The 25499-nt window shown below is 66.1% G+C and carries 23 protein-coding genes and 4 pseudogenes; 14 read left to right on the plus strand and 13 right to left on the minus strand.

The window, feature by feature from the left end; translation table 11 throughout:
• Window positions 1-11 precede the first annotated feature (11 nt).
• Window positions 12-1337, minus strand: coding sequence for an argininosuccinate synthase (argG, locus tag LDO29_RS16830; protein ID WP_224080936.1), 1326 nt, complete (start codon window positions 1335-1337; stop codon window positions 12-14).
• A gap of 281 nt (window positions 1338-1618) precedes the next feature.
• Here argG and LDO29_RS16835 point away from each other — a divergent pair, with 281 nt between their 5' ends.
• Genes LDO29_RS16835 through LDO29_RS16845 form a run of 3 tightly spaced genes read left to right on the plus strand, consistent with a single transcriptional unit; the run spans window position 1619 to window position 4596 of the window.
• Complete coding sequence (locus LDO29_RS16835; RefSeq protein WP_224080937.1) at window positions 1619-2776, plus strand: CaiB/BaiF CoA transferase family protein; 1158 nt, start codon at window positions 1619-1621, stop codon at window positions 2774-2776.
• A gap of 49 nt (window positions 2777-2825) precedes the next feature.
• Window positions 2826-3794 carry a Bug family tripartite tricarboxylate transporter substrate binding protein gene (locus LDO29_RS16840; RefSeq protein ID WP_224080938.1) on the plus strand — a complete coding sequence of 323 codons (969 nt, stop codon included), beginning with the start codon at window positions 2826-2828 and terminating at the stop codon, window positions 3792-3794.
• A gap of 25 nt (window positions 3795-3819) precedes the next feature.
• Window positions 3820-4596, plus strand: coding sequence for an enoyl-CoA hydratase (locus LDO29_RS16845; RefSeq protein WP_224080939.1), 777 nt, complete (start codon window positions 3820-3822; stop codon window positions 4594-4596).
• Between the two features lie 15 nt (window positions 4597-4611).
• On the opposite strand, the gene LDO29_RS16850 is transcribed toward LDO29_RS16845, so the two are convergent.
• Window positions 4612-5547 (minus strand): LysR family transcriptional regulator, encoded by a 936-nt coding sequence (locus LDO29_RS16850; protein WP_224080940.1) that lies wholly within the window; start codon window positions 5545-5547, stop codon window positions 4612-4614.
• A gap of 265 nt (window positions 5548-5812) precedes the next feature.
• Here LDO29_RS16850 and LDO29_RS16855 point away from each other — a divergent pair, with 265 nt between their 5' ends.
• From LDO29_RS16855 to LDO29_RS16865, 3 genes are all read left to right on the plus strand, one after another.
• Complete coding sequence (locus LDO29_RS16855; protein WP_224080941.1) at window positions 5813-6250, plus strand: VOC family protein; 438 nt, start codon at window positions 5813-5815, stop codon at window positions 6248-6250.
• Between the two features lie 91 nt (window positions 6251-6341).
• Window positions 6342-6545, plus strand: a complete 204-nt coding sequence (locus LDO29_RS16860; RefSeq protein WP_211948178.1) for a SlyX family protein — start codon at window positions 6342-6344, stop codon at window positions 6543-6545.
• A 117-nt stretch (window positions 6546-6662) separates the two neighbouring features.
• Window positions 6663-7217: a DUF1439 domain-containing protein gene (locus LDO29_RS16865; RefSeq protein WP_224080942.1), complete on the plus strand. Its 555-nt coding sequence runs from the start codon at window positions 6663-6665 to the stop codon at window positions 7215-7217.
• A 3-nt stretch (window positions 7218-7220) separates the two neighbouring features.
• Here LDO29_RS16865 and LDO29_RS16870 read toward each other — a convergent pair whose 3' ends face one another.
• Window positions 7221-8156 carry a LysR family transcriptional regulator gene (locus tag LDO29_RS16870; RefSeq protein WP_224080943.1) on the minus strand — a complete coding sequence of 312 codons (936 nt, stop codon included), beginning with the start codon at window positions 8154-8156 and terminating at the stop codon, window positions 7221-7223.
• Between the two features lie 147 nt (window positions 8157-8303).
• Between LDO29_RS16870 and LDO29_RS16875 the strand changes: the two genes are divergently transcribed.
• Window positions 8304-9320, plus strand: a complete 1017-nt coding sequence (locus LDO29_RS16875) for a Bug family tripartite tricarboxylate transporter substrate binding protein (protein WP_224080944.1) — start codon at window positions 8304-8306, stop codon at window positions 9318-9320.
• Window positions 9321-9367: 47 nt separating this feature from the next.
• A complete protein-coding gene (locus LDO29_RS16880; protein WP_224080945.1) occupies window positions 9368-11077 on the plus strand; it encodes an N-acyl-D-amino-acid deacylase family protein in 1710 nt (569 codons plus the stop codon).
• Between the two features lie 8 nt (window positions 11078-11085).
• Here the strand turns inward: LDO29_RS16880 and LDO29_RS16885 are convergent, their stop codons facing one another.
• The 3 genes from LDO29_RS16885 to LDO29_RS16895 form a co-directional block, all read right to left on the minus strand.
• A complete protein-coding gene (locus LDO29_RS16885; protein WP_224080946.1) occupies window positions 11086-11985 on the minus strand; it encodes a DMT family transporter in 900 nt (299 codons plus the stop codon).
• Between the two features lie 344 nt (window positions 11986-12329).
• Window positions 12330-13151 (minus strand): NAD-dependent protein deacetylase, encoded by an 822-nt coding sequence (locus LDO29_RS16890; protein WP_224080947.1) that lies wholly within the window; start codon window positions 13149-13151, stop codon window positions 12330-12332.
• Window positions 13148-13312 (minus strand): oxidoreductase-like domain-containing protein, encoded by a 165-nt coding sequence (locus tag LDO29_RS16895; protein ID WP_396022679.1) that lies wholly within the window; start codon window positions 13310-13312, stop codon window positions 13148-13150. Before LDO29_RS16895 ends, LDO29_RS16890 begins: the two co-directional genes overlap by 4 nt.
• Window positions 13313-13610: 298 nt before the next feature.
• On the opposite strand from LDO29_RS16895, the gene LDO29_RS16900 reads away from it, so the two are divergent.
• Complete coding sequence (locus tag LDO29_RS16900; RefSeq protein WP_224080948.1) at window positions 13611-14825, plus strand: Fic family protein; 1215 nt, start codon at window positions 13611-13613, stop codon at window positions 14823-14825.
• A 189-nt stretch (window positions 14826-15014) separates the two neighbouring features.
• Here LDO29_RS16900 and LDO29_RS16905 read toward each other — a convergent pair whose 3' ends face one another.
• Together LDO29_RS16905 and LDO29_RS16910 are read right to left on the minus strand one after the other, a co-directional pair.
• A complete protein-coding gene (locus tag LDO29_RS16905; protein ID WP_224080949.1) occupies window positions 15015-15341 on the minus strand; it encodes a hypothetical protein in 327 nt (108 codons plus the stop codon).
• 42 nt (window positions 15342-15383) lie between these two features.
• On the minus strand, window positions 15384-15620 hold the full coding sequence (locus LDO29_RS16910) for a hypothetical protein (RefSeq protein WP_224080950.1): 237 nt from the start codon (window positions 15618-15620) through the stop codon (window positions 15384-15386).
• Between the two features lie 231 nt (window positions 15621-15851).
• Between LDO29_RS16910 and LDO29_RS16915 the strand changes: the two genes are divergently transcribed.
• The 5 genes and pseudogenes from LDO29_RS16915 to LDO29_RS16930 all read left to right on the plus strand — a co-directional run.
• The gene (locus tag LDO29_RS16915; protein WP_224080951.1) at window positions 15852-18149 is read left to right on the plus strand and encodes a patatin-like phospholipase family protein; all 2298 of its coding nucleotides are present in this window, start codon (window positions 15852-15854) and stop codon (window positions 18147-18149) included.
• A gap of 213 nt (window positions 18150-18362) precedes the next feature.
• Window positions 18363-18476, plus strand: a pseudogene (locus LDO29_RS16920) (tripartite tricarboxylate transporter substrate binding protein); the annotation flags it as partial.
• Window positions 18477-18543: 67 nt separating this feature from the next.
• Window positions 18544-18630, plus strand: a pseudogene (locus tag LDO29_RS28425) (hypothetical protein); the annotation flags it as partial.
• 72 nt (window positions 18631-18702) lie between these two features.
• A pseudogene (locus LDO29_RS16925) lies at window positions 18703-19708 on the plus strand (aldehyde dehydrogenase family protein); the annotation flags it as partial.
• 8 nt (window positions 19709-19716) lie between these two features.
• Window positions 19717-20214: pseudogene (locus LDO29_RS16930) on the plus strand (GMC family oxidoreductase N-terminal domain-containing protein); the annotation flags it as partial.
• A gap of 350 nt (window positions 20215-20564) precedes the next feature.
• Here LDO29_RS16930 and LDO29_RS16935 read toward each other — a convergent pair.
• From LDO29_RS16935 to LDO29_RS16955, 5 genes are read right to left on the minus strand one after another with little or no spacing between them, the layout of a single operon-like run.
• Complete coding sequence (locus LDO29_RS16935) at window positions 20565-21626, minus strand: phosphotransferase (protein WP_224080953.1); 1062 nt, start codon at window positions 21624-21626, stop codon at window positions 20565-20567.
• Window positions 21619-22815 carry an acyl-CoA dehydrogenase family protein gene (locus LDO29_RS16940; RefSeq protein WP_224080954.1) on the minus strand — a complete coding sequence of 399 codons (1197 nt, stop codon included), beginning with the start codon at window positions 22813-22815 and terminating at the stop codon, window positions 21619-21621. Before LDO29_RS16940 ends, LDO29_RS16935 begins: the two co-directional genes overlap by 8 nt.
• 11 nt (window positions 22816-22826) lie before the next feature.
• Entirely contained in the window at window positions 22827-23618 is a 792-nt protein-coding gene (locus LDO29_RS16945; protein ID WP_224080955.1) for an SDR family NAD(P)-dependent oxidoreductase, read from the minus strand.
• Window positions 23619-23671: 53 nt separating this feature from the next.
• Complete coding sequence (locus tag LDO29_RS16950) at window positions 23672-25141, minus strand: NAD(P)(+) transhydrogenase (Re/Si-specific) subunit beta (protein WP_224080956.1); 1470 nt, start codon at window positions 25139-25141, stop codon at window positions 23672-23674.
• Window positions 25138-25491, minus strand: a complete 354-nt coding sequence (locus tag LDO29_RS16955) for an NAD(P) transhydrogenase subunit alpha (protein WP_224080957.1) — start codon at window positions 25489-25491, stop codon at window positions 25138-25140. The genes LDO29_RS16950 and LDO29_RS16955 overlap by 4 nt, the downstream gene beginning before the upstream one ends.
• Window positions 25492-25499: the final 8 nt, after the last annotated feature.

Below are 25499 nucleotides of genomic sequence, written 5' to 3' on the forward strand. Positions count from 1 at the left end.
AGCGCTTGCGCTCAGTCTTCCAGCTTCGGCAACGAAGCACTGACCGACGACGACAGCAGCCCCGTCTTCGCATACGTCTGCAGTTTCTCGCGGGTGTCCACGATGTCCAGCGTGCGCATGGTCAGCTGGCCGATGCGGTCCAGCGGCGTGAACATCGACTCGCCCTTTTCCATCGTCAGCCGTTCCGGCTTGTAGGTCAGGTTCGGCGACGTGGTGTTCAGGATCGAGTAGTCGTTGCCGCGGCGCAGTTCGATGGTGACTTCGCCGGTGATGGCACCCGCCACCCAGCGCTGGGCGGTTTCGCGCAGCATGATGGCTTGCGGGTCGAACCAGCGGCCCTGGTACAGCAGGCGGCCCAGGCGGCGGCCGTTGTCGCGGTACTGCTCGATGGTGTCTTCGTTGTGGATGCCGGTGATCAGGCGCTCATAGGCGATGAACAGCAGCGCCAGGCCCGGGGCTTCGTAGATGCCGCGGCTCTTGGCTTCGATGATGCGGTTCTCGATCTGGTCGCTCATGCCCAGGCCATGGCGGCCGCCGATGCGGTTGGCTTCCATGAACAGGTCGACGGCGTTGGCGAAGGTCTTGCCGTTCAGCGCGACGGGCTGGCCCTGCTCGAAGCGCACGGTGACTTCCTCGCGCTTGACTTCGACGTCATCGCGCCAGAACTGCACGCCCATGATCGGCTGCACGATGCGGATGCCCGAGTCCAGGTGCTCCAGGTCCTTGGCCTCGTGCGTGGCACCCAGCATGTTGGAGTCGGTCGAGTACGCCTTCTCGGCCGACATCTTGTAGTCGAAGCCGTTCTGGCGCATGAATTCCGACATCTCGGCACGGCCACCCAGTTCGTCGATGAACTGCTGGTCCAGCCACGGCTTGTAGATCTGCAGGCCGGGGTTGGTCAGCAGGCCGTAGCGGTAGAAGCGCTCGATGTCATTACCCTTGAACGTGCTGCCATCACCCCAGATATTGACGCCATCTTCCTTCATTGCAGCGACCAACATGGTGCCGGTGACGGCGCGGCCGATCGGGGTGGTGTTGAAATAGGTAATGCCGGCGGTCGAAATGTGGAAAGCACCGCACTGCAACGCGGCAATGCCTTCGGCGACCAGCTGGGTGCGGCAGTCCACCAGGCGGGCTTCCTCGGCGCCGTAGGCCTTGGCGCGGCGCGGGATGTCGTCGTAGTCCGGCTCGTCGGGCTGGCCGAGGTTTGCCGTGTAGGCGTAGGGGATGGCGCCCTTCTGGCGCATCCAGAGAAGCGCCGCGCTGGTGTCCAGGCCGCCAGAGAACGCAATGCCGACGCGCTGGCCGGTGGGAATGTGCTGAAGGATGGTAGTCATCGCCAGTAAATCTATGTGAATTTGTCGGCTCTTGGAGCGGCTTTCGGCCAGCGGCCGGAAGCACTGGGATTCAGCCGGCCGAATCACGGGCCGAATCAAGGAGCCGGAAAGGTCCAAAGGCGAATTGTGACACGGCGGCGGGCTTGCGCCAAACCCGGCGTCCTGACAAGCCATGCCGGACCGTTCAAAACCGGCGAACACGCCTTTAAAAACTCTCGACTGGTTCGGCACGGGGGCGCTCCCTATACTCCGCCGCATTGTTTTGCGAATGCGGAGTTGTCATGCTTCATCGCGCCCTGGAAGGCGTCCGCGTACTGGACCTGTCGCGCATCCTGGCCGGCCCCTGGTGCACCCAGAACCTGGCCGACCTCGGCGCCGAGGTGACCAAGGTCGAACATCCCGAGCGCGGCGACGACACCCGCGGCTGGGGTCCGCCCTATATGTCGGCAGCCGACGGCAGCAACGCGCGCCTGTCCGGCTATTTCATCAGCTGCAATCGCGGCAAGCGTTCGGTGGCCATCGACTACGGCACGCCCGAAGGCGCGGCGCAGGTGCGCGAGCTGGCGCGCGAGGCCGACGTGCTGGTGGAGAACTACAAGGTCGGCACGCTGCGGCGCTATGGGCTGGACTACAACAGCCTCAAGGCCATCAACCCGCGCCTCGTCTATCTGTCGATCACCGGCTTCGGCCAGGATGGCCCGATGGCCGACAAGCCCGGCTATGACTACGTGTTCCAGGGCATGGGCGGCCTCATGAGCTACACCGGCCAGCCGGACGGCAGCCCCGGCGCCGGCCCGCTGCGCACGGGCGTGGCGGTGGTGGACCTGAGCACGGGCATGTACGCAACCTCGGCCGTACTGGCGGCGCTGTACCAGCGCCAGGCGACCGGCGTCGGCCAGCATCTGGACATCGCGCTGCTCGACGTGGCGGTGGCCCTCAATGCCAACCAGGGCGCCAACTACCTGGTGTCCGGCGAGAACCCGCAGCGCAGCGGCAATGCGCATCCCAACTGCGCGCCGTACGAGGTGTTCCGCTGCGCCGATGGCTACCTGATCCTCGCCATCGGCAACGACGGCCAGTTCGCGCGCTTCTGCACCGTAGCCGGCATGCCCGAGCTTGCACAGGATGCACGCTATGCCACCAATTCCGCGCGGATCGAACACCTGCCGCAACTGCGCGCCCTGCTGACAGAGGTATTCCCGACGCGCATGCGCGCCGCGTGGACCGAAGCGTTCGACGCCGCCGGCGTGCCGTGGGGCCCGATCCACACCATGGAAGAAGTCTTCGCGCATCCGCAGGTGCGCCACCGCGGGCTGCAGCAGGTCGCAGAGCACCCCGTGATGGGCGCTGTGCCGATGGTGCGTAACCCGATGCTGGCCGGCCAGGCCGGACCGCTGCAGCCGCCGCCCCTGCTGGGCGAACACACCGCGGCGCCCTGAAACGCTGGCCCCGATCACAGAACCGATACCCCTGACACGGAGACACCCGATGAAACCCACCCTCACCGCCGTTGCCCTGCTGGCCGGCCTTGGCCTTGCCGGTACCGCGCACGCCGCCTGGCCCGACCGCCCAATCAAGCTGATCGTGCCCTACGCGGCCGGCGGCACCACCGACATCATCGCCCGCATCGTCGGCACGCGGCTGGGGCCGGTGATCGGCCAGCCCGTCGTCGTGGAAAACCGGCCCGGCGCCGGTGGCGCGGTGGGCAGTGCCTACGCGGCCAAGCAGGCGGCCGATGGCTACACGCTGGTGATGGAGGTGGAAAGCTCGCATGCGGTGAACCCGAACGTCTACCTGAAGACAGCCTACGACCCGGTGAAGGACTTCGACCCGATCAGCAACCTGGCCGACGTGCCCAACGTGCTGGTCGTGAATCCAGCCTTCCCTGCCACCGACCTGCCGGCCTTCATCAAGCTGCTGAAGGCCAACCCGGGCAAGTACTCGTTCGGCTCATCCGGCAACGGCGGCCTGAGCCACATGAACGGCGAGCTGTTCATGAACGAGACCGGCACGCGCATGCTGCACGTGCCGTACAAGGGTCTTGGCCCGGCGCTCAATGATGCGGTGGCCGGCCAGATCCAGGTCGTGTTCGACAATATCCCGTCCTCGTCGGGGCTGATCCAGGGCGGCAAGCTCAAGCCGCTGGCGGTGGCGGCGAAGCATCGGCTCAAGGTGCTGCCCAATGTGCCGACCTACGCCGAAGCCGGGCTGGGCGCCATGAACAACCCGTCGTGGTTCGGCCTGGGCGCGCCGGCCGGCACACCTGCACCGATCCTCGACAAGCTCAACGACGCCGTGCGCAAGGTTCTGGCCGAGCCCGAGGTCATCACCGCCATCGAGAAGCAGGGCGCGATTCCGGCCTGGACCTCGCGCAAGTCGTTCGCCGACCTGGTCCGCACGCAGAATGCGCACTGGAAGAAGGTGGTCGAGGATATCCATTTCACGAAGCTGCAGTAAGCACCATATCGAGGAACGCATTGCCATGAGCGAACACGCATCCAACCAGCACGCCGGCGTCGAGATCGACGAGCGCGGCGTCACCACGCTGACCATCCGTGAAGCGGGATCGCTGAACATCCTCGGCACGCCGGTGATCGCGGACCTGACCCGCGCCATTGGTGCACTCGCCGCCAATGACGCCGTGCGCGTGCTGGTGGTACGCGGCGCCGGCGAAAAGGGCTTTATCGGCGGTGCCGACATCAAGGAGATGGCGGCACTCACGCGCGAAAGCGCCGAGGTCTTCATCAGCGGCCTGCGCGGCCTGTGCGATGCGCTGCGCCACTTCCCGGTGCCGGTGATCGCGCGCATGCCGGGCTGGTGTCTGGGCGGCGGGCTGGAGCTGGCGCTCGCCTGCGATATCCGCATCGCGGCTGACAACGCGCAGCTCGGCATGCCCGAGGTCAAGGTCGGTATTCCGTCCGTGATCCACGCGGCGCTGATGCCACGGCTGGTCGGCAACTCGCGCGCTGCGTGGATGCTGCTGACTGGCGAGCTCTGCGGCGCGGAAGAAGCGCTGTCGTGGGGGATGGTGAACCGCGTGGTTCCGCTGGCGGAACTCGACGCGGAAGTCGAACGTATCGCCGCGCTGTTCGCCGGTTTCGGCCCGCAGGTCGTGCGCCAGCAGAAGCGCCTGCTGCGCGAATGGGAAGAGGCGCCGCTCGATGTATCGATCAGCAACAGCGTGGCGGAATTCGGCCGCGCGTTCGATACGGGCGAGCCGCAGCATCACATGGCGACGTTCCTCAACCGCAAGCGGTAATTCGCCGCGCAGTCGTCATGGCGCGGTCGCCGCGACCGTGCCGCCCTCGCGCGTGGCCGCCACGCGCGGGTCGCTGAGCAGGAACTGCACGAACGCCGCGGCAAACCCGGGCAGCTTGCCGTCGGCGCGCACGATCAGGTTGAGTTCGCGCAGCGCCCACGGCTCGGCCAGCCGCACGCCCACTACGCGCGCCTCGCGCAACGCCGCCGCTGCAACACTGCGCGGCACCAGTGCCACGCCTACCCCCGCCTCCGCCAGCGACAGCACCGCCTCGAAGCTGTGCGCGTGCAGGCGCACGTTGGGACTCTTGCCCGCGCGCTGCGCCATGTCGCGCAGGAACAGGAAATTGCTGCTGGTGCGGCTCATGCAGACGAAATCGAACGCCAGCGCCGCGCCGAAGCGCACCTCGGCCTCGCGCGCGAGCGGATGGTCTGCCGCCACGGCCAGGATCAGCTCGTCGACGGCATAGCGCACCGCGCGCACGCCGGTCGTGTCGAAGTCGCCCGCAAGAATGCCCACGTCCGCTTCATGTGCGGCCACCGCCGTCAGGATGGCCTGGCTTGCGCGCTCTTCGAGGTCGATGTTCACGTCCGGGTTCGCCGCCAGGAAACGGCTCACGCTCGGGATGATGAAACCATTGAGGGAGCTGCTGTTCGCCAGCAACCGGATGTGGCCCCTGAGCCCGGTGGAGAACCGCCCGACTTCGCCGTGCATGCGCTCCACGCCGAGCAGCAGCTCGCGCACGTGCACCAGCAGCGTCTCGCCGGCCGGCGTCAGCTCCATACCGCGCGCATTGCGCACGAACAGCGGCGTGCCCATCGCATGCTCGAGGTTCTTCAGCCGGTAGCTCGCCGCCGATGCCGTGATGTGCGTGGCGGACGCGCCGCCGGACAGGCTCTGCGCATCGGCAATCGCCTGGAACAGGCGCAGATCGGTCAGTTCGTAACGCAATGCAACCCCATTTGTCTGTCAGTGCCAGCCGTGCCAGATTGATACGACCGGGCGGCGGGGCAATTCTATGCCACTACGCGTGCCGGAGACGGCGCGGCCAGCGTTTGGCCAAACCCATGTGGACGCCATCCAGTTTCTTTGCTAAGGTATTGTGGACGGCGTACACAAACGCAGTGCCGCCGCTCGCGACCGGTGCCGCAGGCCCGGATCCAGACTGACTGATTCCCAAGGCCGTCCGCAAGGGCGGCCAAACCAGGAGATGTCCATGCTAGTCCAGCCTTACCTGTTCTTCGAAGGCCGTTGCGAGGAAGCACTCGAGTTCTACAAGAAGACGATCGGCGCCACGCCAGGCATGCTGATGCGGTTCAAGGACAACCCGGAAAAAGACAAGGCAGCCGCCAGCGAAGGCTGCGCCCCCACGCCCGACATGGACGACAAGGTCATGCACGCCGAGTTCACGGTCGGCGACAGCCGGATCATGGTGTCCGACGGCCGCTGCAGCGGCAAGCCGAATTTCGAAGGCGTGGCGCTGTCGATCACTTACGAGGATGCTTCCGCACTGGAAAAGGCATTCAACGGCCTGACCGATGGCGGCCAGGTGGTGATGCCGCTAACCCAGACCTTCTTCGCCGAGAAGTTCGGCATGGTGACCGACCGCTTTGGCGTGATGTGGATGCTGATCAAGCCGGCACCGCACCAGTGAGGCTAGCCGGCTGATCGTTCCGGCGGGGCCGGGCTGGCTTACAATGCGCGGCTCAGCGCCCTTGCCGGAGATGAAGCCGGAGACACACGCCATGGACGACCGCCTCATAGAACTGGAAATCAAGCTTGCCTTCCAGGAAGACCTGCTCGAAACGCTGAACCTGACCGTCGCACGCCAGCAGCAACAGCTCGACCTGCTGCAGGAGCAGTTCCGCGCGCTCTACCAGCAGGTGCACAGCGCCCCGTCGACCGCCGCGGAGTCCAACCCGCAGCACGAAATCCCCCCGCACTACTGAAGCCGATGCCGCACATGGCGATGGCGTTACCCGCGCGCAGGAACGCTGCCGGGCCGATCGGTGTCTGACAGGCACCTACGCAAACAACGTTGCGCCCATGCGCGCACCCACCGCCACATGCGCCTTCATCGACGCCTATTGTTCGCCGCCGCGACCCTTGCCGCGGCCACCGCCGCCCAAGCCGGCTACAACATCTGGACCGGCGAATACACCTTCACCAGGCAGGAACTGCAGCAGGCCGTGGACAAGCGCTTCCCGGCCACGCTGCGCTATGCGCAGGTGGTCAGCGTGCAGCTCACCCACCCGCGCCTGGTGCTCGACGACGCCAACAACCGCATCACCACGCAGGTGGATGCCCAGCTCACCAATGCGCTGGCGGTATCTCCGCCCGTCAACGGCACGCTGTCGCTCAACAGCGGGCTGCGCTACGACAAGGCGCAACGTGCCGTACTGCTGGACAACCCCACGGTCCAGGACGTGGAAGTGCAAGGCATGGCGCTGTACAAGGAGCAGCTCAACGCCATCGGCGCGGTGGTGGCCCAGCAGTTGCTCAAGGACTACCCGATCTACACGTTCAAGCCCGACGAACTGCGCTTTGGCGGCAAGGAAGTAGAGCCCGGCGCGATCACGGTGGCGCCGGAGGGAATTCGGGTTGAAGTGAAGGATCGATAGGCATCAGGCAGGCGGCGGCCCCGCTGGCGAGACCGACCACCTGGCATGCTCCTCCAGCAGGCCGACCAGCAGTTGCGCGGCACCCGACAGGTTGCGTCCGCCCGGATACACCAGCGTCAGCGGCAAGGGCGCCGGTGCCAGGTAGTCCAGCATCAGTGGTACCAGCGCTCCGCCAGCCAGTTCCCTGCGCACGGCCTCATGGGTGGCGAACAGCACGGCGTCGGACGCGCCAGCCACTTCGCAAAGTACCTGCACGTTGTCGCATTCCAGCCGTACCGGCAGTTCATCGGCATTGGCCAGACCGAACAGCGTCGCGAGTTCAGCGCGTGCACGCGGCGGCAGGCGCGTCGTGGCCAGACCGAAGCCGGCGATCTGGCCGCGTAACGCCTCGTGGTCCAGTCCGGCCAGCGGATGGCCCGGGCGGACAAAGAAGCCCATGCGCTGCGCCGGCAATTCCCGCACCTGGAAGTCCGCCGGCGGCGGCAGGCTATGGGTCACGGCCACCACAAAGTCCAGTTCGTCGCGCTGCAGCTTCTCGAGCAGGCGGCGCCAGCTTTCGGTCTCCACGCGCACCATCAGTCCGGGGTAGTCACGCGCCACGCGCGTCATCACTGAGCCCAGAAAAGCCGCGGCAGGGAAGGAACCGACGCCAAAGTTCACCGTACCGGTTTCAAAGCCGCGCAACCGGCCCGCTTCGCGCTGCAGCGCGCGCACGTCGCCGAGCATGCGGCGCGACCGTTCCAGCACCATGCCACCGGCCTCGGTCAGCACCAGCCCGCTCGCGGCGCGGTCCACCAGCTGCAGGCCGAGCGTTTCCTCCAGCGTCTGGATGCTGCGCGTCAGCGCCGGCTGAGTCAGGTTGAGCCGGCGCGCCGCGCGCGAAAAGCTGCGCTCCTCGGCCAGCACCGCGAAATGCTCCAGACGCCGCAAGCTGAGCATATAGATTTATTTCATAGGTCAGGCCACAAATATGCATTGGATTTCAGGGCCCGGCAATCCCTATACTCGGCTCGCAGACCTGCCAGAGAGCATTCGGCGTCCCGCCACGCCACGGCTGCGACCTTCCGCTACGGAACAGGAGACAAGATGGACCGCCCCGCCCCGCAAGCGCGCGTCACCGCGCGCCTGAGCCTTGTGTTCACCGTCGCCCTGGCAGCCCTTGCCAGCCCCCCAGCCAGCGCGTCGCCTTCTTCCAACGACTGGCCGCAGCCCGGCAAGCCGGTACGCGTGGTGGTGCCGTTCAGCGCCGGGTCGGGCAGCGACGCCCTCCTGCGCCTGATCGCCAAGCGCGTGTCGGAGCAGACCGGTGCCAACCTGATCATCGACAACAAGCCGGGCGCCGGCACCCTCATCGGCGCGGCGGACGTAGCCCATGCGCCGGCTGATGGCCATACGCTGCTCTACACCATCGTCGTCACCCACACGCAGAACCCGCACCTCTACAACAAGCTGCCCTACGACGCGTTCAAGGACTTCACGCCCGTGGTGCAGCTGGTGCGCTCGGCCACCGTGCTGGTGGCCAACCGCAATGCGCCGTTCAACAACGTGCGCGAGATGGTCGGCTACGCGAAGCAGCATCCGGGCGCACTCAACTTTGCGTCGTACAGCCTGGGCTCCACCTCGCACCTGAACGGCGAGATCCTGCAGCAACGCGCCGGCATCGAAATGGTCCACGTACCGTACAAAGGCACGGCCGACGCCACGCGCGCGCTGCTGGCCGGCGACGTGCAGGTCTATTTCGACGGCACCGCCACCGCCGTGGAGAACGCGCGCGCCGGCAAGGTCAAGCTGCTCGGCGTGGCTGCCGACAAGCGCCTGACGGTACTGCCCGACCTGCCGACCATGGCCGAGCAGGGCGTGCCGGGGCTCGACATCGTCGGCTGGCAGGGCGTGTTCGGGCCCGGCAGGCTGCCGCCGGCCATCGCCCAGAAGATCGCCAGCGCGTTCCGCACTGCGGTGGAATCGCCCGATATCGCCGAGCTGATCCGCTCACAGGGCAACGAGATCAGCGGCGCGGGCCCGGACGCTTTCAAGCAGATCGTGTCCAACGACTATGAACGCTGGGGCGCGGTGATCAAGCGCATCGGGCTCAAGCTCGACTGATATCCCGGCTCGCACACCCAATCAGACACCGGCAAAGGAACCAGGCAATGCACGACTTAGTCATCCGTGGCGGCACCATCGTCGACGGCACCGGCCAACCGGCCTATCAGGGCGACCTTGCAATCGACGGGGGGTGCATCACCGAGGCCGGCGGCAAGGCCGGCGCCGCGCGGCGCGAATTCGATGCCAATGGCGCGCTGGTCGTGCCGGGCTGGATCGACATCCATACCCACTACGACGGCCAGGCCACCTGGGACCCGTACCTGTCGCCTTCGACCTGGCATGGCGTGACCACCGCGGTGATGGGCAACTGCGGCGTCGGCTTCGCGCCGGTGCGCCCGGCCGATCGTTCGTGGCTGATCAAGGTGATGGAAGGCGTGGAGGACATCCCGGGCTCGGTGCTGTCCGAAGGCATTCAATGGGACTGGGAGACCTTCCCCGAATATCTGGACGCGCTGGACCGCCGCCCCAAGGCCCTCGACATCGGCACGCAGATTCCGCACGCGGCGCTGCGCGCCTACGTGATGGGCGAGCGCGGCATCCATCACGACGAAGCCACGCCGCAGGACCTGGACCAGATGTGCCAGCTCGTGCGCGAAGGCATGGCGGCCGGTGCGCTCGGCTTTTCCACGTCGCGCACCTTCCTGCACAAGTACGACGAGCGCAAGTATCCGCCCGGCACCTTCGCCAGCGGCGACGAAATCACCAGCCTGGGACGCGTGCTCGGCGAGGTCGGACACGGCGTGTTCCAGATGACGGCCAACCATGTGTCGATGGGCAACGAGCTGCCGTGGCTGGAACGGCTGGCGCGCCACAACAAGCTGCCGGTGCTGTTCAACCTGCAGCAGACCGATCCCGCCCCGGACTTGTGGCGTGACCTGCTGAGTGCACTCGACCAGGCGCATGCCGGCGGCGTGCCGCTCTATGGCGGCATCAGTGGCCGCCCGCTCGGGCTGCTGTTCTCGTGGCAAAGTTCGCTGCATCCGTTCATCGCCTGCCCGGCGTTCCAGGAGCTGGCCGGCCTGAGCTTCGACGCGCGCGTGGCAAGGCTGCGCGACCCGGCCGTGCGCCACCGCATCCTGACCGAGCCGCGTGCGCGCATGGACCGCGGGCTGGAAGCGATGTTCGGCCATTTCGAGCGCATCTTCCCGCTCGGCGGCACACCCGACTACGAGCCGCCTCCCGAGACCAGCGTGGCGGCCATCGCGGCGCGCTGCGGCCAGACCGCGCTCGCAGTGATCTATGACCTGATGCTCGCGCAGGATGGCCGCGCCATCCTCTACTACCCGAGTTTCAACTATTCGTACGGCTCGCTCACGCACCTGCACGAAATGCTGCAGCACCCCGCCACCGTCAACAGCCTGTCCGACGGCGGCGCGCACTGCGGCTATATCTGCGACGTCAGCATGCCGACGTTCATGCTGACCCACTGGGCACGCGAGCGCACGCGCGGTCCACGCCTGCCGCTGGAAGCGCTCGTCAAACGGCAGACCGCGGATACGGCGCGGCTGTATGGGCTCAATGACCGTGGCACGCTGCAGCCGGGCATGAAGGCGGACGTCAACGTGATCGACTACGACGCGCTCAAGCTGCACGCGCCGCGCATGGCCTTCGACCTGCCGGCCGGCGGACGGCGCCTGGTACAGGAGGCCGACGGCTACCTGGCGACGCTCGTGGCCGGCGTGCCGATCTTCGAAAACAAGGAGGCTACCGGCGCCCTGCCCGGCAAGCTGCTGCGGGGCAAGGCGCCGGCCTGACCGCGAGGTCAGTGTTCCGGCCTGCGCCGGAACACGACCGCCAGCCCTGCCAGGATGGCCCCCATGCCGATAATCGCCATCGGTGCCAGCCGGTTCCCCAGCAGCAGATAGTCGAACACGGCCGTGCCCGCCGGCACCAGATAGAACAGGCTGGTCACGTTGACGAGATTGCCGGCCTGGATCAGCCGGTAGAACAGCAGCGTGGCCGCGACGGAAATCACCAGCGCCAGCCACAACAGCGGCACGAAGAACGCCAGCGTGGCGTCGAACGCGAAAGGCTGGAACATCAGGCACAGCAGGCATGCCACGGTGCTCACGCCATACTGCAGCGGCAGCACCTGCGCGGGCGTGCCGGTGAGGCGCTTCTGCAGGATCGCGCCGACCGTCACGCTCATCAGCGACGCCAGCGCGAACAGCACGCCGGCCGGCGACAGCCGCGCCATCAGCAGGCTGTCCGCCACCACCATCGCCAGGCCCGCAAGCGCCAGCGCCAGCCCGGCCATGCGCGCCGCGCCAAAACGCCGCTCGGTCAGCAGCAGCGTGAGCATCGGCTGCGCGCCGAGGATCGTGGCCAGCACGCCCGGCGTCAGGCCGCGCTCCAGTGCCAGGAAATAGCCGATGGAATAGCCGGCAATCATCAGCAAGCCTGCGAACGCGGCCAGCCACCGTTCGCCGCGCGGCGGCAGCAGCCGCCCGCGGGCCATGGCGACGGCGACGAGCACGGCGAGCGCCAGCACAAAGCGCAGCGTCAGCAGCGCAAACGGCGTGGCATGGTCGAGCGCCCAGCGGGCAAAGATGGCGCCGCTGCTCCACAGCAGCACGAAAAGGGGCGTGGCGCCCAGCGAAGCCAGCGTGCGCTGGCCGGAAGCGGCATCGGTCTGTGCCGCCAGGTTGTTGTCAATGCGCATGGTGTTGCACCTGTCGAATGCATGGCAGGCTCCGGCACGCGCGCGTGCCATCGGCGCACTGGCGCGCCAAGGGTGGCTGATACCGGAGACGTCAGGAGGTGCTGCGGGAAGAACCCGTCAGCCAAGCAATGCCGGCGGCGGATGCGCGCCGGCGGTCGCCGGGGGTGGCGATGCGACAGGTGGAGGGGACGCGACCGAGATCAACGCAGCCAGGCCGCGAGCGCGCGCGCCGGCCGCAAGGGCTGGCAGGGCGTGGCGATGGCGGGCTGCGTTCATGATGTCGGAAGCGTGGGAAACGGAAAGGCCAATGCAACGATGCTAACGGCCGGAAGCAAGACGGTCAATCACTCGGCGGATGCGAGATGCGCCGTCAGTTCGGACAACGCCTGCGCGCACGGCGCTTCGACCTTGAGCGCGAGCATCGGATCGGCACGCGTTACGCCGAGATTGACCACTGCCACGGGCTTGCCCATCTGGCCGGCCCAGACGCAGAAGCGATACCCCGAATACACGGTCAGCGACGAGCCGACCACGAGCACTGCGTCCGATTGCACCAATGCCTCGCGCGCATCATCCACGCGCTCGCGCGGCACGGATTCGCCGAAGAACACCACGTCGGGCTTGAGCAGGCCGTCGCAGCGCTCGCACGACGGCACGCGGAAATGCGCGAACAGCGGCGATTCGAAATGGGCATCGCCGTCGGCGGCTGGCTCGGCCATCACATCGCGCAGCGCGCCGTTCTGCTCGGCCAGCCAGCGCTGCACGCCGGCGCGGTCATGGCGCGTGCCGCACGACAGGCAGATCGCGCTGCCGATGCTGCCGTGCAGTTCGATCACGTCTTCGCTGCCGGCGCGCTGGTGCAGTCCGTCCACGTTCTGCGTGACCAGCCGCGTCACGTGTCCCTGCCGCGCAAGCGCCACCAGCGCGTGATGGCCGGCATTCGGCTGCGCGCCGGCCGCCACGGGCCAGCCGATCATGCTGCGCGCCCAGTAGCGCTGGCGTGCGGCATGTGAACCCAGGAAGGCCTGCAGCGTGATCGGCTGCGAACGCTGCCACTGGCCGCTCGCATCGCGGTAGCCCGGAATGCCGGAATCGGTACTGATACCGGCGCCGGTCAGCACGAACAGGCGCGGGTACCGCCGCACGAAATCGCCGAGCGCGCTCAAGAGGGCGAATCCTCCGGGGCGGGCTGGCGGGCCGCCTGGCGCGCTTCCCAGGCCTTCAGCTCGTCGCGGTAGCGCTCCAGTTCCTGGTAGTAGTAATCGAAGATGCAGGGATCGCAGCCGGAGCCGCAGCATTCGTCGTCGCCGGGGCGTTCTGGCGGCACGGGACGGGGATCGTCTTGATGAGGATGGTCGGGCACGGAACAGGTCAAAGTCGCAAAGCCGGCAACGCCGGTGTTGCCGACAGTATATGCCCGGCCTGCAATTCAGGCCGACGTGCCGTTGTCGCCACAACCCGGGCGTGACTTACAGGCGCCGACTGGCTCGGATCCGGCAAACTTACCGGCGATGAAACCGGCAAATTTTTACAGCTTCATAAGCGCATTTCTTTATATAAGTATTTGTCTATACTAGACAAATTGAATCTTATAAACCGGTCAATCAACCAGCAAAAGAACTGGAATGTCGTTTACTCCCAGGATGAAGATTGAGGTGTATGACAGCCCTCACCACTTCGAACCACTGCTTCCCCAGACGAAGCTCGAAGCGCTCACCGAGAAGACGCGGGCAGTGTTCGAGAAGGCACATGCACTGAAAGGCGCCTTGTGCCCACCCGCGAGGGAAGCACTGCGCGAACTCGTTCGGGAAATGAACTCGTACCACTCGAACCGGATCGAGGGGCAAAGCACACATCCGCAGAACGTCAGCAAGGCGCTCAAGAAAGACTTCTCCGCCAACCCCGAGATCGCGCAGCGTCAGCGCATCGCCCTCGCCCACATCGAGGCAGAGCGGGAACTCGAGGCGGACGATGACTTGACCGAAGCACGCATCCTTGGGAGTGAGTTTCTGCTACGCGCTCACGCAAGCCTCTACGGACGGCTGTCGATCGAGGATCGGACAACTCCCGAAGGACGCATTGTCGAGCCGGGCCGGATCCGGGCCGAAGAGGTTTCCGTTGGTCGCCACCATGCGCCGGCGTTTTCGGCGCTGCCAAAGTTCCTGTCGCGCATGGACCAGGTGTACGGACGCCTGCAGGGGGTGGATGCCCTGCTCTATACGATCGCGGCGGCCCACCACCGCACAGCCTGGACACACGCATTCGTGGACGGCAATGGCCGGGCAGCGCGACTTCAGACCCACACAGCTTTGAGCAGGCTCAGCGGAGGTCTTTGGTCGGTCAATCGAGGCCTCGCCCGCGACCGGGACGCCTACTACGCAATGCTCTCGAATGCAGACATGCCCAGACAGGGCGATCTGGATGGCCGGGGCAATCTCAGTGAAAGGATGCTCTGGGAGTGGTGCAACTACTTCATCGACCTCTGCAATGACCAGGTCAGCTTCATGACGAAGATGTTCGACGTGCCAGGTCTGCGTGATCGTGTAAAGGGCCTGGTGCTCGTCAGAAGCCAGTCTTCCGACTACCGGAACTACCGGAGCGAAGCCGTCCTTCCGCTGCTCCATGTGCTTCTCGCCGGCAGCGTATCGCGCGGCGACTTTTCCCAGATGACGGGGATGGGCGAGCGTGGAGCACGCAACATCATTTCGCAATTGCTCAAGGATGGCCTGCTCGTCAGCGACTCGCATCGGGCCGAACTGCGGATCGGGTTCCCGCTGGACGCGTTGAACATCCTCTTTCCGAATCTGTATCCGGAGGCCGCGGCCGCGAATCTTGAGTAGCCCCGCTGCACCTTGCGGGACAAGGCACTAGTCCACTGCGTCAGAGAAAACGCACCCGAGTGGCTGTGCATCAAGGTCGCAGGCTAGGCGCAAAGCACAGCAATAGCACGGCTATTGCGAGCATTTGCAACGACGCATGCGGCCTTGAGGCGCAGTCGATCGGGGGTGCTTTTCGACTGACGCAGTGGACTAGTGATTCAGCACCCCATTCCCCACAGGGATCACGAGCCTGTCGCCGCCCAGGCAGGCGATATCGTCGCCTGCCAGCCAGCGCGACACGACATCCGTCAATTTGCCGCCGATGCGTGCAAGCTCGGCCGCATCCGCCACGTAGACCGCGTCGATCACATCCTGATCGAACTGCAGCGCTGCGCCGTGGCGCGGGCGGCCGCCCGATCCTGGCGGCTCGGCCTGCCAGTTCACCTGCACCTGGCTGCCGCTACCGGCGCTGTACTGCGCCGACATGGGAAAGAGACGGCAGGTATGCTCGCGGGCCCACTCGACTAGTGCTGTCATGGCGGTTCCCCTCCTTCGGGCGCCGGCATGCCGGCTGGCCGCTCAACGGCTCAACACGTGGTAGAGCCAGTCGTGCGCGCGTCTGGGCACGCCCAGGCCATGGGCGTCCAATGGCCGCCCGCGCACCCGCAATTCGCCCCCGTGAAGGGCGTCCACCGCCGCCTGGGCATCCGGAAAGCGTCCGACAACGCCGCTGCCCAGCATCAGCATCCAGTCTTTTTCCCGAGGAATCAGGGTCAGTTGCCCCGCGGCGGTCTGGCAGAAGAAATAACCGTACATTCGGTCCCCAGAGCCGTGCCTGTTATGTCCATGGTAGTCGCTGGCACGCCGCCTGGCATGCTGTGGTGCAGTGCCGTGCGGCGATCTGAACGCTTCCGCGCGCCATGATGAATTGTTTCGACGGTGGGGCCGGGTCCGCGGGCTTTGCGCCAAGATATCCGCAAGCATGGCCGGTCCATGGCCCGGCCGGGCGAACCGAGCCGTACATCCCGGCGTCCGCGGACCTGTCCCATGAACGTTGCGACTCGACCCCGATGGTTGGCTGCGCTGCCCGCCGCCGCACTACTGCTGGCGCTGCGCAGCGCTTGCGCGGCCGATGCGACGGACCAGCCGACGCCGGCGCCCGGCCCGCCGCCCGCCGCCACGCCGGCGACACCTCCCGCAGTGCCCGCCCCCGGTCTCGGCCGCCCGCGCATCTGCCTGGTGCTGTCGGGCGGCGGCGCTCGCGGCGCCGCGCATATCGGCGTGCTCAAGGTGCTGGAAGAAATGCGCGTGCCGGTGGACTGCATCGCCGGTACCAGCATGGGCTCGCTCGTCGGCGGCGCCTATGCCAGCGGCATGTCGCCGGCCGACATGGAAACGCTGGTGGCCAGCCTGTCCACGGCGAAAATCTTCAAGGAACGCCCGCCGCGCCAGGACCTGACGGTGCGCCGCAAGCTCGACGACTACACCAACCTGTTTACGCCCGAGATCGGCCTGAAGGACGGCAAGGTCCTGCTGCCCAAGGGGGCGGTGTCCGGCGTGCAGCTCGAAACGGTGCTGCGGCAACTGGCCAAGGTTCCGGGCTACCGTGATTTCGACCGGTTGCCGATTCCCTACCGCGCGGTCGCCACCGACTTGGTCGCAGGCACGCCGGTGGTCTTCAGCAAGGGCGAACTCGCGCAGGTGATGCGTGCCAGCATGTCGGTGCCCGGCGCGGTGGCCCCGGCCGAATACGAAGGGCACCTGCTCGTGGATGGCGGGCTCACCGACAACCTCCCCGTGGACGTCGCGCGGCAGATGGGTGCGGACATCGTGATCGCCGTCAACCTGGGCACGCCGCTGATGAAGCGCGACGAACTGACGTCGATCATCGGCGTCACCGGCCAGATGCTGAACATCCTGACCGAGCAGAACGTGCGCACCTCGCTGGCATCGCTCAAGCCCACCGACGTGCTGATCCTGCCGGAGCTCGGCGATTTCTCGGCGAGCGACTTCGACCACCTGACCAACACCATCCCCGTCGGCGAGGCCGCGGCACGCAAGGTCGCCGACCGCCTGGCGCCGCTGGCGCTGCCGCCGGCGCAGTACGCGGCGCTGCGCCAGCGCCAGCAAACCCTGGCGCCGCCGGACCTGCGGCCCGTCGACGAAATCCGCTTTGCACCGATGGAGCGGGTCAATCCCGCCTACGCCGCATCGGTAATGGAGACCAAGCCCGGGCAACCGATCGACCAGGCACAGCTCGACCTCGACATGCGGCACCTGTTCGGCACCGGCGACTTTGAACATGTGAACTACGGCTTCCTCGAAGAGCCCGGCAGGCGGATCATGGCGGTCGATGCCGTCGAGAAGACCTACGGCCCCAACTACCTGCGCTTCGGGCTGGGGCTGAGCACGGACTTCCGCGGCGACGCGTTCTTCAACCTGGTCGCCAGCCACCGGCGCACGTGGATCAACTCGCTCGGCGCTGAATGGCGCAATGACGTACAGGTCGGCCAGACTACCGCGCTGCACAGCGAGTTCTACCAGCCGCTGAATATACGCCAGTACTTCTTCGTGGCGCCGCGCATCGACATCGAGCGCAGGCCCGTCAACATCTTCCAGGGCGATACGCGGATTGCGCAGTACGACGTGCGCAGCTACAGCGCGTCGCTGGACTTCGGCAGCCAGTTCACCAAGTACGGCGAAGCCCGCATCGGCGTGCAGGCCGGCGCCGCCGATGCCTCGCTCAGCACGGGCCCGGCGCAACTGGCGCCGGGGCCCGGCCATATCCGGATCGGCGCCATTACGGGCCGCGTCTTCCTGGACCAGCTCGACAGCACGTCCTTCCCGCGCAGCGGTTACGCGGGCTGGCTCAAGGTCTACGCGTCCCAGCCCGGGCTGGGCGCCGACCAGGCCTACGTCAAGGGCACCATCGACGGCATCTACGCGTTTTCGTTCGGCAACAACACATTCAACCTGGGCTTCAAGGCGGGCAGCAAGATCGGCGACAACCCGCTGCCGCGCTACGACCTGTTCCAGTGGGGTGGCTTCCTGCAGCAATCCGGCTACAGTACGGGCCAGCTGCTCGGCGAGAACCTGCAGTTCGCGCGCATCGTCTACTACAACAAGCTGGTGCGGCAAAGCCTGCTGGAAGGCGTCTATGCCGGCATGTCGCTGGAAGCCGGCCACGTCGGGGGGCCGCTGGTGCCGGGCAGCCCCGCCGGGTTGCTCAAGTCGGCCTCGGTCTTCCTGGCGCTCGACAGCCCGGTCGGTCCGCTTTACCTCGCGTACGGCCGCGCGACTGCGGGCGTCTACAGCTTCTATCTGTTCCTTGGGAAGCCTTACTGAACGAGCGGCAACGCGCACTTTCAATTGTTGCCTGGCGACACCCTACTATAGTTGTATGTAATGTATTAATACATGCGATATAATGTTCGCGTCGTTGAGACCCCGTCTTGACTGACGCCCCCCTTCCCCATCGCCGCCGCAAGCGGCGATTTTTTTATTTGGCTTTTTCGCCGAATTGCGGGGTCTGTGGGGAGGATTGGGTTGGCGTGCTTGGCGGGCGCCGGCAGCCCGCACCACCTGGCCATGGAACTGCTGAAGGTGGGGGCGGGCCTGACCATGACCCACGCTCCGTACCGCGGCGCTGCTGCAGCATCCGGACGTGTGGCGCGAGATCTGCGAGGACCCGGCGCTGATCCCCAATGCGGTGGAGGAATGCCTGCGCCACAACGGCTCGGTGGCGGCCTGGCGCCGGCTGGTCACGCGCGATACCGAAGTCGGCGGCATCCCGATCGCGGCCGGTTCGAAGCTGCTGATCGTGACCGCGTCGGCCAACCATGACGAGGCGCACTTTGCCGATGCCGACCTGTTCGACATCCGCCGCGACAACGCCGCCGGTGCCGAAGTTGCGAAGCAGGCCTGCATCGCCGCACGGGAAGCACAGAAAACCTGGTGGAGCCTGACACATGCCGCGCGCGGCCGCATTCTGTATGCGGTTGCCGCCAACGTGCGCGCGCACAATGAGCCGCTCGCGATGCTGGAATCGATGTCACAGGGAAAGCCCATCCGCGACAGCCGTCGCGAGGTCGAGATGGTGGCGGAAATGTTCGAGTTCTATGCTGGTTGGTCGGACAAGTTCTATGGCCATGTCATCCCCGTTCCCACCACGCACCTGAACTACACGCGCCGCGAGCCCTTCGGCACGATCCTTCACATTGCGCCCTGGAACACTCCCATCCTGTCGTTTGGCTGGCAGGTAGCTCCTACTGTTGCCGTTGGCAATGCCGTGTTGCTCAAGCCTTCCGAGCTGACCTCATTCACCTCCCTCGCGGTGGCGGCGCTGGCCGAACAGGCTGGTGTACCGGTCGGCCTGATCAATGTGCTTGCCGGCTATGGCCACACCACAGCCCAGGCGGCCATCGCCGACGATGTCGTAAAAAAGGTGGTCTTCGTGGGCTCGCCCGCAACCGGGATACGGATCGCGGAAGCCGCCGCCAGGCGCGTCATTCCCTGCATCCTGGAGCTTGGCGGCAAGTCGGCCAATATCGTCTTCGACGATGCCAACCTTGATCTTGCCGCGATCGGCGCCCAGGCGGCTGTCTTCTCCGGCGCCGGCCAGAGCTGCACCGCCGGCTCGCGTCTGCTGATCCAGCGCAAGGTCTATGAGCAAGTCGTCGACAAAGTTGCCGAAGGCGCGCGCAAGCTGCGGCTTGGCCATCCGCTCGGGTACGTTCTGGATAAACGGGTACCGGGCCATCCATGTCGGCTCGCCATTCGGCGGTTACAAGCACAGCGGCTACGGGCGTACCAGCGGCATTGAAGCCCTCTACGAGTACACCCAGACCAAGAGCGTCTGGGTCCAGACTGCCGCTTCGTCAGTCACTGCGATTGGCCGCGCCTGACGGCGTAGATGAATATGCAACACACCGAGACTTTTGATTATGTGGTCATCGGCGCTGGCTCGTCCGGCGCCACCCTGGCCACCCGCCTGGCCGAACGCCATGCAGGCAAAGTCCTGCTGCTCGAGGCCGGCGCGCCGCGCCAGCGGGACTTCTGGGTCACCGTTCCGATCGGAGTCGCCAAGATTCTGCAGAACAGCAAATATGTCTGGCAGTTCTCCACGGAGCCGCAGCCGCAGCTCGCCAACCAGACCATCTACTGGCCCAGAGGGTGCATGCCCGGCGGCTCCAGTTCGGTCAACGGCATGATCTATGTGCGCGGTGAGCCTGCCGAGTTCGACCACTGGGCCAGCCTAGGCAATCGAGGATGGGACTATGTGTCCCTGCTGCTCTACTTCAGGCGGCTGGAGTCAGTGGCATTCGGCGAAGAGGCATACCGTGGCCGGAGCGGGCCGATCCAGGTGTCCTCCGTCTCGGGCGACGCGGCCGGATCGTGCTCGTCTTCTTTTCGCCCACTGCGCAATCTAAGGGCTGCATCCCGTCACGAATGCCACGGACGGGCCTGCCCCCTGCAATGCAGGAAGCAGTATGGTCGGGAGGAATATCCGGTTCAATGACGCCCGATCAGCGATCGTGTTCGAATAAACAGAACGCATATGCAGTTGCCGTGCCGGCGCACCAGGAGCCTTCGTGGTGCCCCGCATTCGAGGCAGGCTGCAAGGGATCCATTGAAAAACCCGGGCCGCGCGCTGGGCGACGGTCCCGGGTCTTTCCCGCGAGATCCAGATGGATCGAGTGTGCGGAACGATGTACAGGCTCCTGACGCGCGGCCTGTCGGTCGAGTACGGCTACGACAATGTCACCCCACGCGCTGCGCCTGCGCCCAGGCGAGGTCCGCCACGCGCGCGAAGCGCTCCCCCATCGCATGCGCCTCCGCGCTGGATGCCGTGCCGCGTGCCGCGCGCCCCTTGACTCCATGCAGAATCGCCGCGAAACGAAACATATTGAAGGCGATGTAGAAGTCCAGATTGCCGATGCCATCACGCCCGGTGCGGCGGCAATAAGCCTCGACGTACGCCGCCTCGTCCGGCAGGCCCGCCGCCGCCAGGTCCCGCCCCGCGATGCCACCCAGGATATCGGGCGGCATGCGGAACATCATGGCGTGGTAGGCGAAGTCGGCCAGCGGATCGCCCAGCGTCGACAGCTCCCAGTCCAGCACGGCCAGCACGCGCGGCTCGGTCGGATGGAAGATCAGGTTGTCGGCCCGGAAGTCGCCGTGGGTGATGGCAACGTCGTCAGTCGCGGGCAGATGCTTCGGCAGCCACTCGACCAGCCGGTCCATTGCCGGATGCCGGCCGGCCAGCTCGTCCTCGAGGTACTGCTTCGACCACCGCGCAACCTGCCGCGCGACATAGCCGCCCGCCTTGCCATAGTCCCCGAGCCCGATGGCCTGCGGATCGATCGTATGCAGGCTGGCCAGCGTCGCGTTCATCGCATCCATGTACGCGGCGCGGTCGTCGCGCGGCACATCGGCAAAGCCGGCATCCCAGAAGATGCGGCCTTCGACCAGATCCATCACGAAGAACCAGCTGCCGATCACCGAATCGTCGGTACAGAGTCCGTGTATGCGCGGAACAGCAAAGCCTGCCTGTCCCAGCGCCGCCATCACCCGGGCTTCGCGTTCGACCGCATGCGCACCTTTGAGCAGTTCGCCGGGCGGCTTGCGCCGCAGCACATAGCTGTGCCCCGGCGTGCGCAGCCGATAGGTCGGGTTGGACTGCCCGCCCTTGAACTGGTCGATCGTCAGCGGTCCGGCATAGCCCTCGACGTGCTGCGCCATCCAGCCCTCAAGCGCCGCCTGATCGAAGCGGTGCTGCTCGCGCACCGGCACCGTGCCGGCGAAATCGTGTGCCTCAGCCATGGCTCGCCTCGCCGTTCAGGGTCCTGCGCTTGATCATCTTCGCGAGCGACCACTTGTGGACTTCGGTCGGACCGTCATAGATGCGGAACGCGCGCACTTCGCGGAACACCTGTTCGACGATCGTGTCGCGCGACACGCCCGTCCCGCCCATGACCTGCACGCAGCGGTCGGCGACGCGATACACCGCCTCGGACACCGCCACCTTGGCCATCGAGCTCTCGTTGGTGCCGAGCACACCGCCATCGAGCACGCCCGCGCACCAGTCGATCATCAGTGCCGCCTGCTGCAGGTCGATCAGGTTCTCGGCCAGCATGAAGCCCACCGCTTCATGGTCGATCAGCAGCTTGCCGAAGGCCTTCCGCCGGGTTGCGTAGGCCGTGGCGATCTCATTGGCGCGCGTGGCGCAACCATGCCAGCGCATGCAATGCGAGAGTCGCGCCGGCGACAGCCGCACCTGCGCATAGCGGAAGCCTTCGTTGACTTCGCCAAGCACCTGGCTCGCCGGCACGCGCAGATTGTCGATGACGATCAGCGCATGGCCACCCGGCATCGAATTGTCGATAGTGTCGAGTACGCGTTCGATGCGGATGGCCGGGTTCGGCAAGTCCACCAGGAACATGGTCGACTGGACCTTGTCGTCGCTGCCCGTGCGCGCCATCACGATGCCGACCGCCGCACCTTCCGCGCCGGTAATGAACATCTTGCGGCCATTGATGACCCATTCGTCGCCCTGCCGCACGGCGATGGTCTGCAGCATCGACGGATCGGACCCGGCGCCGCCTTCTTCCGCCGGCTCAGTCATGAAGAAGGCCGAGCGCGCGTCGCCGCTCACGAGCTTGTCGAGGAACCGCCGCTTCTGTTCCGGCGTGGCGACCTTGCCAAGCAGGTACATGTTGCCTTCGTCGGGCGCCATCGTATTGACGGCAACGGGACCCAGCGGCGACAGCGCGGAGCGCTTGAGCACGGCGGCCGTTTCCAACTGCGTCAGGTGGCCACCGTCGGGGAGGATGTGCGGCGTCATGACGCCGGCTTTGCGTGCCTTGGCACGCAGTTCGCGCACCAGGTCCTCGGTCGGGCCGTGGCCGGCGTTGCGGGGATCGCGCTCGTAAGGCGCGACAACCTCGCGCACAAAGGCCTCGACGCGCTCGGCGATGGCCTTGCTTCGTTCAGTGGGACAGGGAGTGAACATGGAAGCTTGCCTCAAAGCGAATTGATGGAATGGCCGCCGTCGACAGGCAACACCGTGCCGGTCATGAAGTCGGACGCGTCCGAGGCCAGCAGCAGCAGCGCGCCGTCAAGCTGCCGCGGCTGCCCCAGCCGGCGCTGCGGGATGCGGCGGATCAGCGCCTGCCCGCTTTCGGTTTCAAAGAAGCTGCGGTTGATCTCGGTCTCGAAGTAACCCGGCGCGAGCGCATTGACGCGGATGCCATGTCGCGCCCACTCCAGCGCCAGCGAGCGCGTCAGGTGGATCAGGCCCGCCTTGGCGGCCGTATAGGCTGGCACCTGCTGGGCCACGCGCATGCCGAGGATCGACGCGATGTTGATGATGCTGCCGCCCGTATCGGTGTCGCGCATCATGCGCGCGGCGCGCTGGGCGACGCGCCATGCGCCGTTCAGGTTGGTGTCGATGACGCTCTGCCACTGCGCCTCGTTCACTTCCATCGCCGCCCCCGTGGTGGCGATGCCGGCACTGTTGACGACGATCTGCACCGGCCCAAGCTCTCGGTGTGCGGTTTCAAACGCGGCGTTGACCCAGGTGGGGTCCCTCACGTCAAGCGCCACCACGCACCCTTGCCCGCCTCGCCGGCGCAGTTCGGCCAGCACCGCCTCGCCTTCGCCCACGCGCCGCCCGGCCAACGCCACCTTGCAGCCCGCGCGCGACAGGGTCTTCGCGAAATGCAGCCCAAGCCCGCCGAAGGCGCCGGTCACCAGCGCCACCTTGCCCTCCAGATCGGCAAACGGGTTGAGGCCGCGACCATCGTGCTGGTTCATTGCCATGTCTCCTGTGTTCTCTGTTATCTCTGCTGTCTGTGCCGAAGCGCTGCTTACGCGGCCTTGACCATGTCCTCGACCACCTTCTTGGCATCACCGAACACCATCATGGTCTTGTCCATGTAGAACAGCTCGTTATCCAGGCCGGCATAGCCGGCGGCCATCGAGCGCTTGTTGACGATGATGGTCTTGGCCTTGAAGGCCTCCAGGATCGGCATGCCGGCGATGGGCGACTTCGGATCGGTCTTGGCCGCCGGGTTCACCACGTCGTTGGCACCGAGCACCAGCACCACGTCGGCCTGGCCGAACTCGCTGTTGATGTCTTCCATCTCGAAGACCTGGTCGTACGGCACCTCGGCTTCGGCCAGCAGCACGTTCATGTGGCCGGGCATGCGGCCCGCCACCGGGTGGATCGCATACTTCACCGTCACGCCCTTCTCGTTCAGCTTCTCAGTCAGTTCCTTCAACGCGTGCTGGGCGCGAGCTACCGCCAGGCCATAGCCGGGCACGATGATCACGGTCTCGGCGTTGCCCATCAGGAACGACGCGTCATCGGCAGAGCCCGATTTCACGTTGCGCTGGACTTGCGAACCGCCTGCGGCACTGGCTGCCGCATCGCTGCCGAAGCCACCCAGGATCACGTTGAAGAACGAACGGTTCATCGCCTTGCACATGATGTAAGAGAGGATGGCACCGGACGAGCCCACCAGCGAGCCGGCGATGATCAGCATCGGGTTGTTCAGCGAGAAGCCGATACCGGCCGCCGCCCAGCCCGAGTACGAGTTCAGCATCGACACCACCACCGGCATGTCGGCACCGCCGATCGGGATGATGATCAGCACGCCGAGCACGAAGGCAATGGCGAGCATGACCAGGAACGGCATCCATTCCTGCGTCATGAAGAACGCGACGCCGAAGCCGATCATGGCGATGGCAAGCGCCAGGTTCAGCATGTGCTGGCCAGCAAACACCACCGGCGCACCCTGGAACAGGCGGAACTTGTAGCGCCCGGCCAGCTTGCCGAAGGCGATCACCGAGCCCGAGAAGGTAATGGCGCCGACAAAGCAGCCGATGAACAGTTCGACGCGGTTGCCCATTGGAATCTCATGCGAGCCCGCCGGGGCGATGCCAAAAGCCGCAGGCTCCGCTACGGCAGCCACGGCGATGCACACCGCGGCCAGGCCGATCAGCGAGTGCATGGCGGCCACCAGTTCGGGCATCTTGGTCATCTCGACCTTCTTCGCCACGTAGGCGCCGATACCGCCGCCCACCACCAGCCCGGCGAGGATCAGCGACAGGCCGAAGCCCATCTCCGTACCGGCGCCACCGGCCGCAAGGAACTCATTTTTGAGCTTGGCAATCAGCGCCACCGTGGTGAGCGCCGCCACCGCCATGCCGATCATGCCGAAGGCATTGCCCTTGCGGGCCGAAGCCGGGTGCGAGAGGCCCTTCAATGCCTGGATGAAACAGACCGACGCACCCAGGTAGAACAGCGTCACCGTATTCATGGACAGGGCGTTCATCGCGGCATCTCCACCAGTTCGCCGCCGGCGCGCGCGGGCGTCTTTGCGGGCTGCGCCTTGGGCGCCTTCTTGCGGAACATCTCGAGCATACGCTGCGTGACGAGGAAGCCGCCGAACACATTGACCGCGGCCAGCGCCACGGCCAGCGTACCCATCGCGCGGCCCACGCCGCCTTCGGTCAGGCCGGCGGCGAGCATGGCGCCGACGATGATGATGGCCGAGATCGCGTTGGTTACCGCCATCAGCGGGGTATGCAGGGCGGGCGTTACCGTCCACACCACGTGGTAGCCCACGTAGATCGCCAGCACGAAGATGATCAGGTTGATCACCGTGTGGTTCACCATTTCCATGGATGTCT

This window comes from Cupriavidus laharis, from assembly GCF_914271435.1.
Taxonomy (GTDB): Bacteria; Pseudomonadota; Gammaproteobacteria; order Burkholderiales; family Burkholderiaceae; genus Cupriavidus; species Cupriavidus laharis.

Coding starts and splice junctions, on each gene's coding strand:
- argG (WP_224080936.1), bottom strand. CDS start 1,337: ATGACTACCATCCTTCAGCACATTCCCACCGGCCAGCGCGTCGGCATT.
- LDO29_RS16835 (WP_224080937.1), top strand. CDS start 1,619: ATGCTTCATCGCGCCCTGGAAGGCGTCCGCGTACTGGACCTGTCGCGC.
- LDO29_RS16840 (WP_224080938.1), top strand. CDS start 2,826: ATGAAACCCACCCTCACCGCCGTTGCCCTGCTGGCCGGCCTTGGCCTT.
- LDO29_RS16845 (WP_224080939.1), top strand. CDS start 3,820: ATGAGCGAACACGCATCCAACCAGCACGCCGGCGTCGAGATCGACGAG.
- LDO29_RS16855 (WP_224080941.1), top strand. CDS start 5,813: ATGCTAGTCCAGCCTTACCTGTTCTTCGAAGGCCGTTGCGAGGAAGCA.
- LDO29_RS16860 (WP_211948178.1), top strand. CDS start 6,342: ATGGACGACCGCCTCATAGAACTGGAAATCAAGCTTGCCTTCCAGGAA.
- LDO29_RS16865 (WP_224080942.1), top strand. CDS start 6,663: ATGCGCCTTCATCGACGCCTATTGTTCGCCGCCGCGACCCTTGCCGCG.
- LDO29_RS16870 (WP_224080943.1), bottom strand. CDS start 8,156: ATGCTCAGCTTGCGGCGTCTGGAGCATTTCGCGGTGCTGGCCGAGGAG.
- LDO29_RS16875 (WP_224080944.1), top strand. CDS start 8,304: ATGGACCGCCCCGCCCCGCAAGCGCGCGTCACCGCGCGCCTGAGCCTT.
- LDO29_RS16880 (WP_224080945.1), top strand. CDS start 9,368: ATGCACGACTTAGTCATCCGTGGCGGCACCATCGTCGACGGCACCGGC.
- LDO29_RS16885 (WP_224080946.1), bottom strand. CDS start 11,985: ATGCGCATTGACAACAACCTGGCGGCACAGACCGATGCCGCTTCCGGC.
- LDO29_RS16900 (WP_224080948.1), top strand. CDS start 13,611: ATGTCGTTTACTCCCAGGATGAAGATTGAGGTGTATGACAGCCCTCAC.
- LDO29_RS16905 (WP_224080949.1), bottom strand. CDS start 15,341: ATGACAGCACTAGTCGAGTGGGCCCGCGAGCATACCTGCCGTCTCTTT.
- LDO29_RS16910 (WP_224080950.1), bottom strand. CDS start 15,620: ATGTACGGTTATTTCTTCTGCCAGACCGCCGCGGGGCAACTGACCCTG.
- LDO29_RS16915 (WP_224080951.1), top strand. CDS start 15,852: ATGAACGTTGCGACTCGACCCCGATGGTTGGCTGCGCTGCCCGCCGCC.
- LDO29_RS16935 (WP_224080953.1), bottom strand. CDS start 21,626: ATGGCTGAGGCACACGATTTCGCCGGCACGGTGCCGGTGCGCGAGCAG.
- LDO29_RS16940 (WP_224080954.1), bottom strand. CDS start 22,815: ATGTTCACTCCCTGTCCCACTGAACGAAGCAAGGCCATCGCCGAGCGC.
- LDO29_RS16945 (WP_224080955.1), bottom strand. CDS start 23,618: ATGAACCAGCACGATGGTCGCGGCCTCAACCCGTTTGCCGATCTGGAG.
- LDO29_RS16950 (WP_224080956.1), bottom strand. CDS start 25,141: ATGAACGCCCTGTCCATGAATACGGTGACGCTGTTCTACCTGGGTGCG.
- LDO29_RS16955 (WP_224080957.1), bottom strand. CDS start 25,491: ATGGAAATGGTGAACCACACGGTGATCAACCTGATCATCTTCGTGCTG.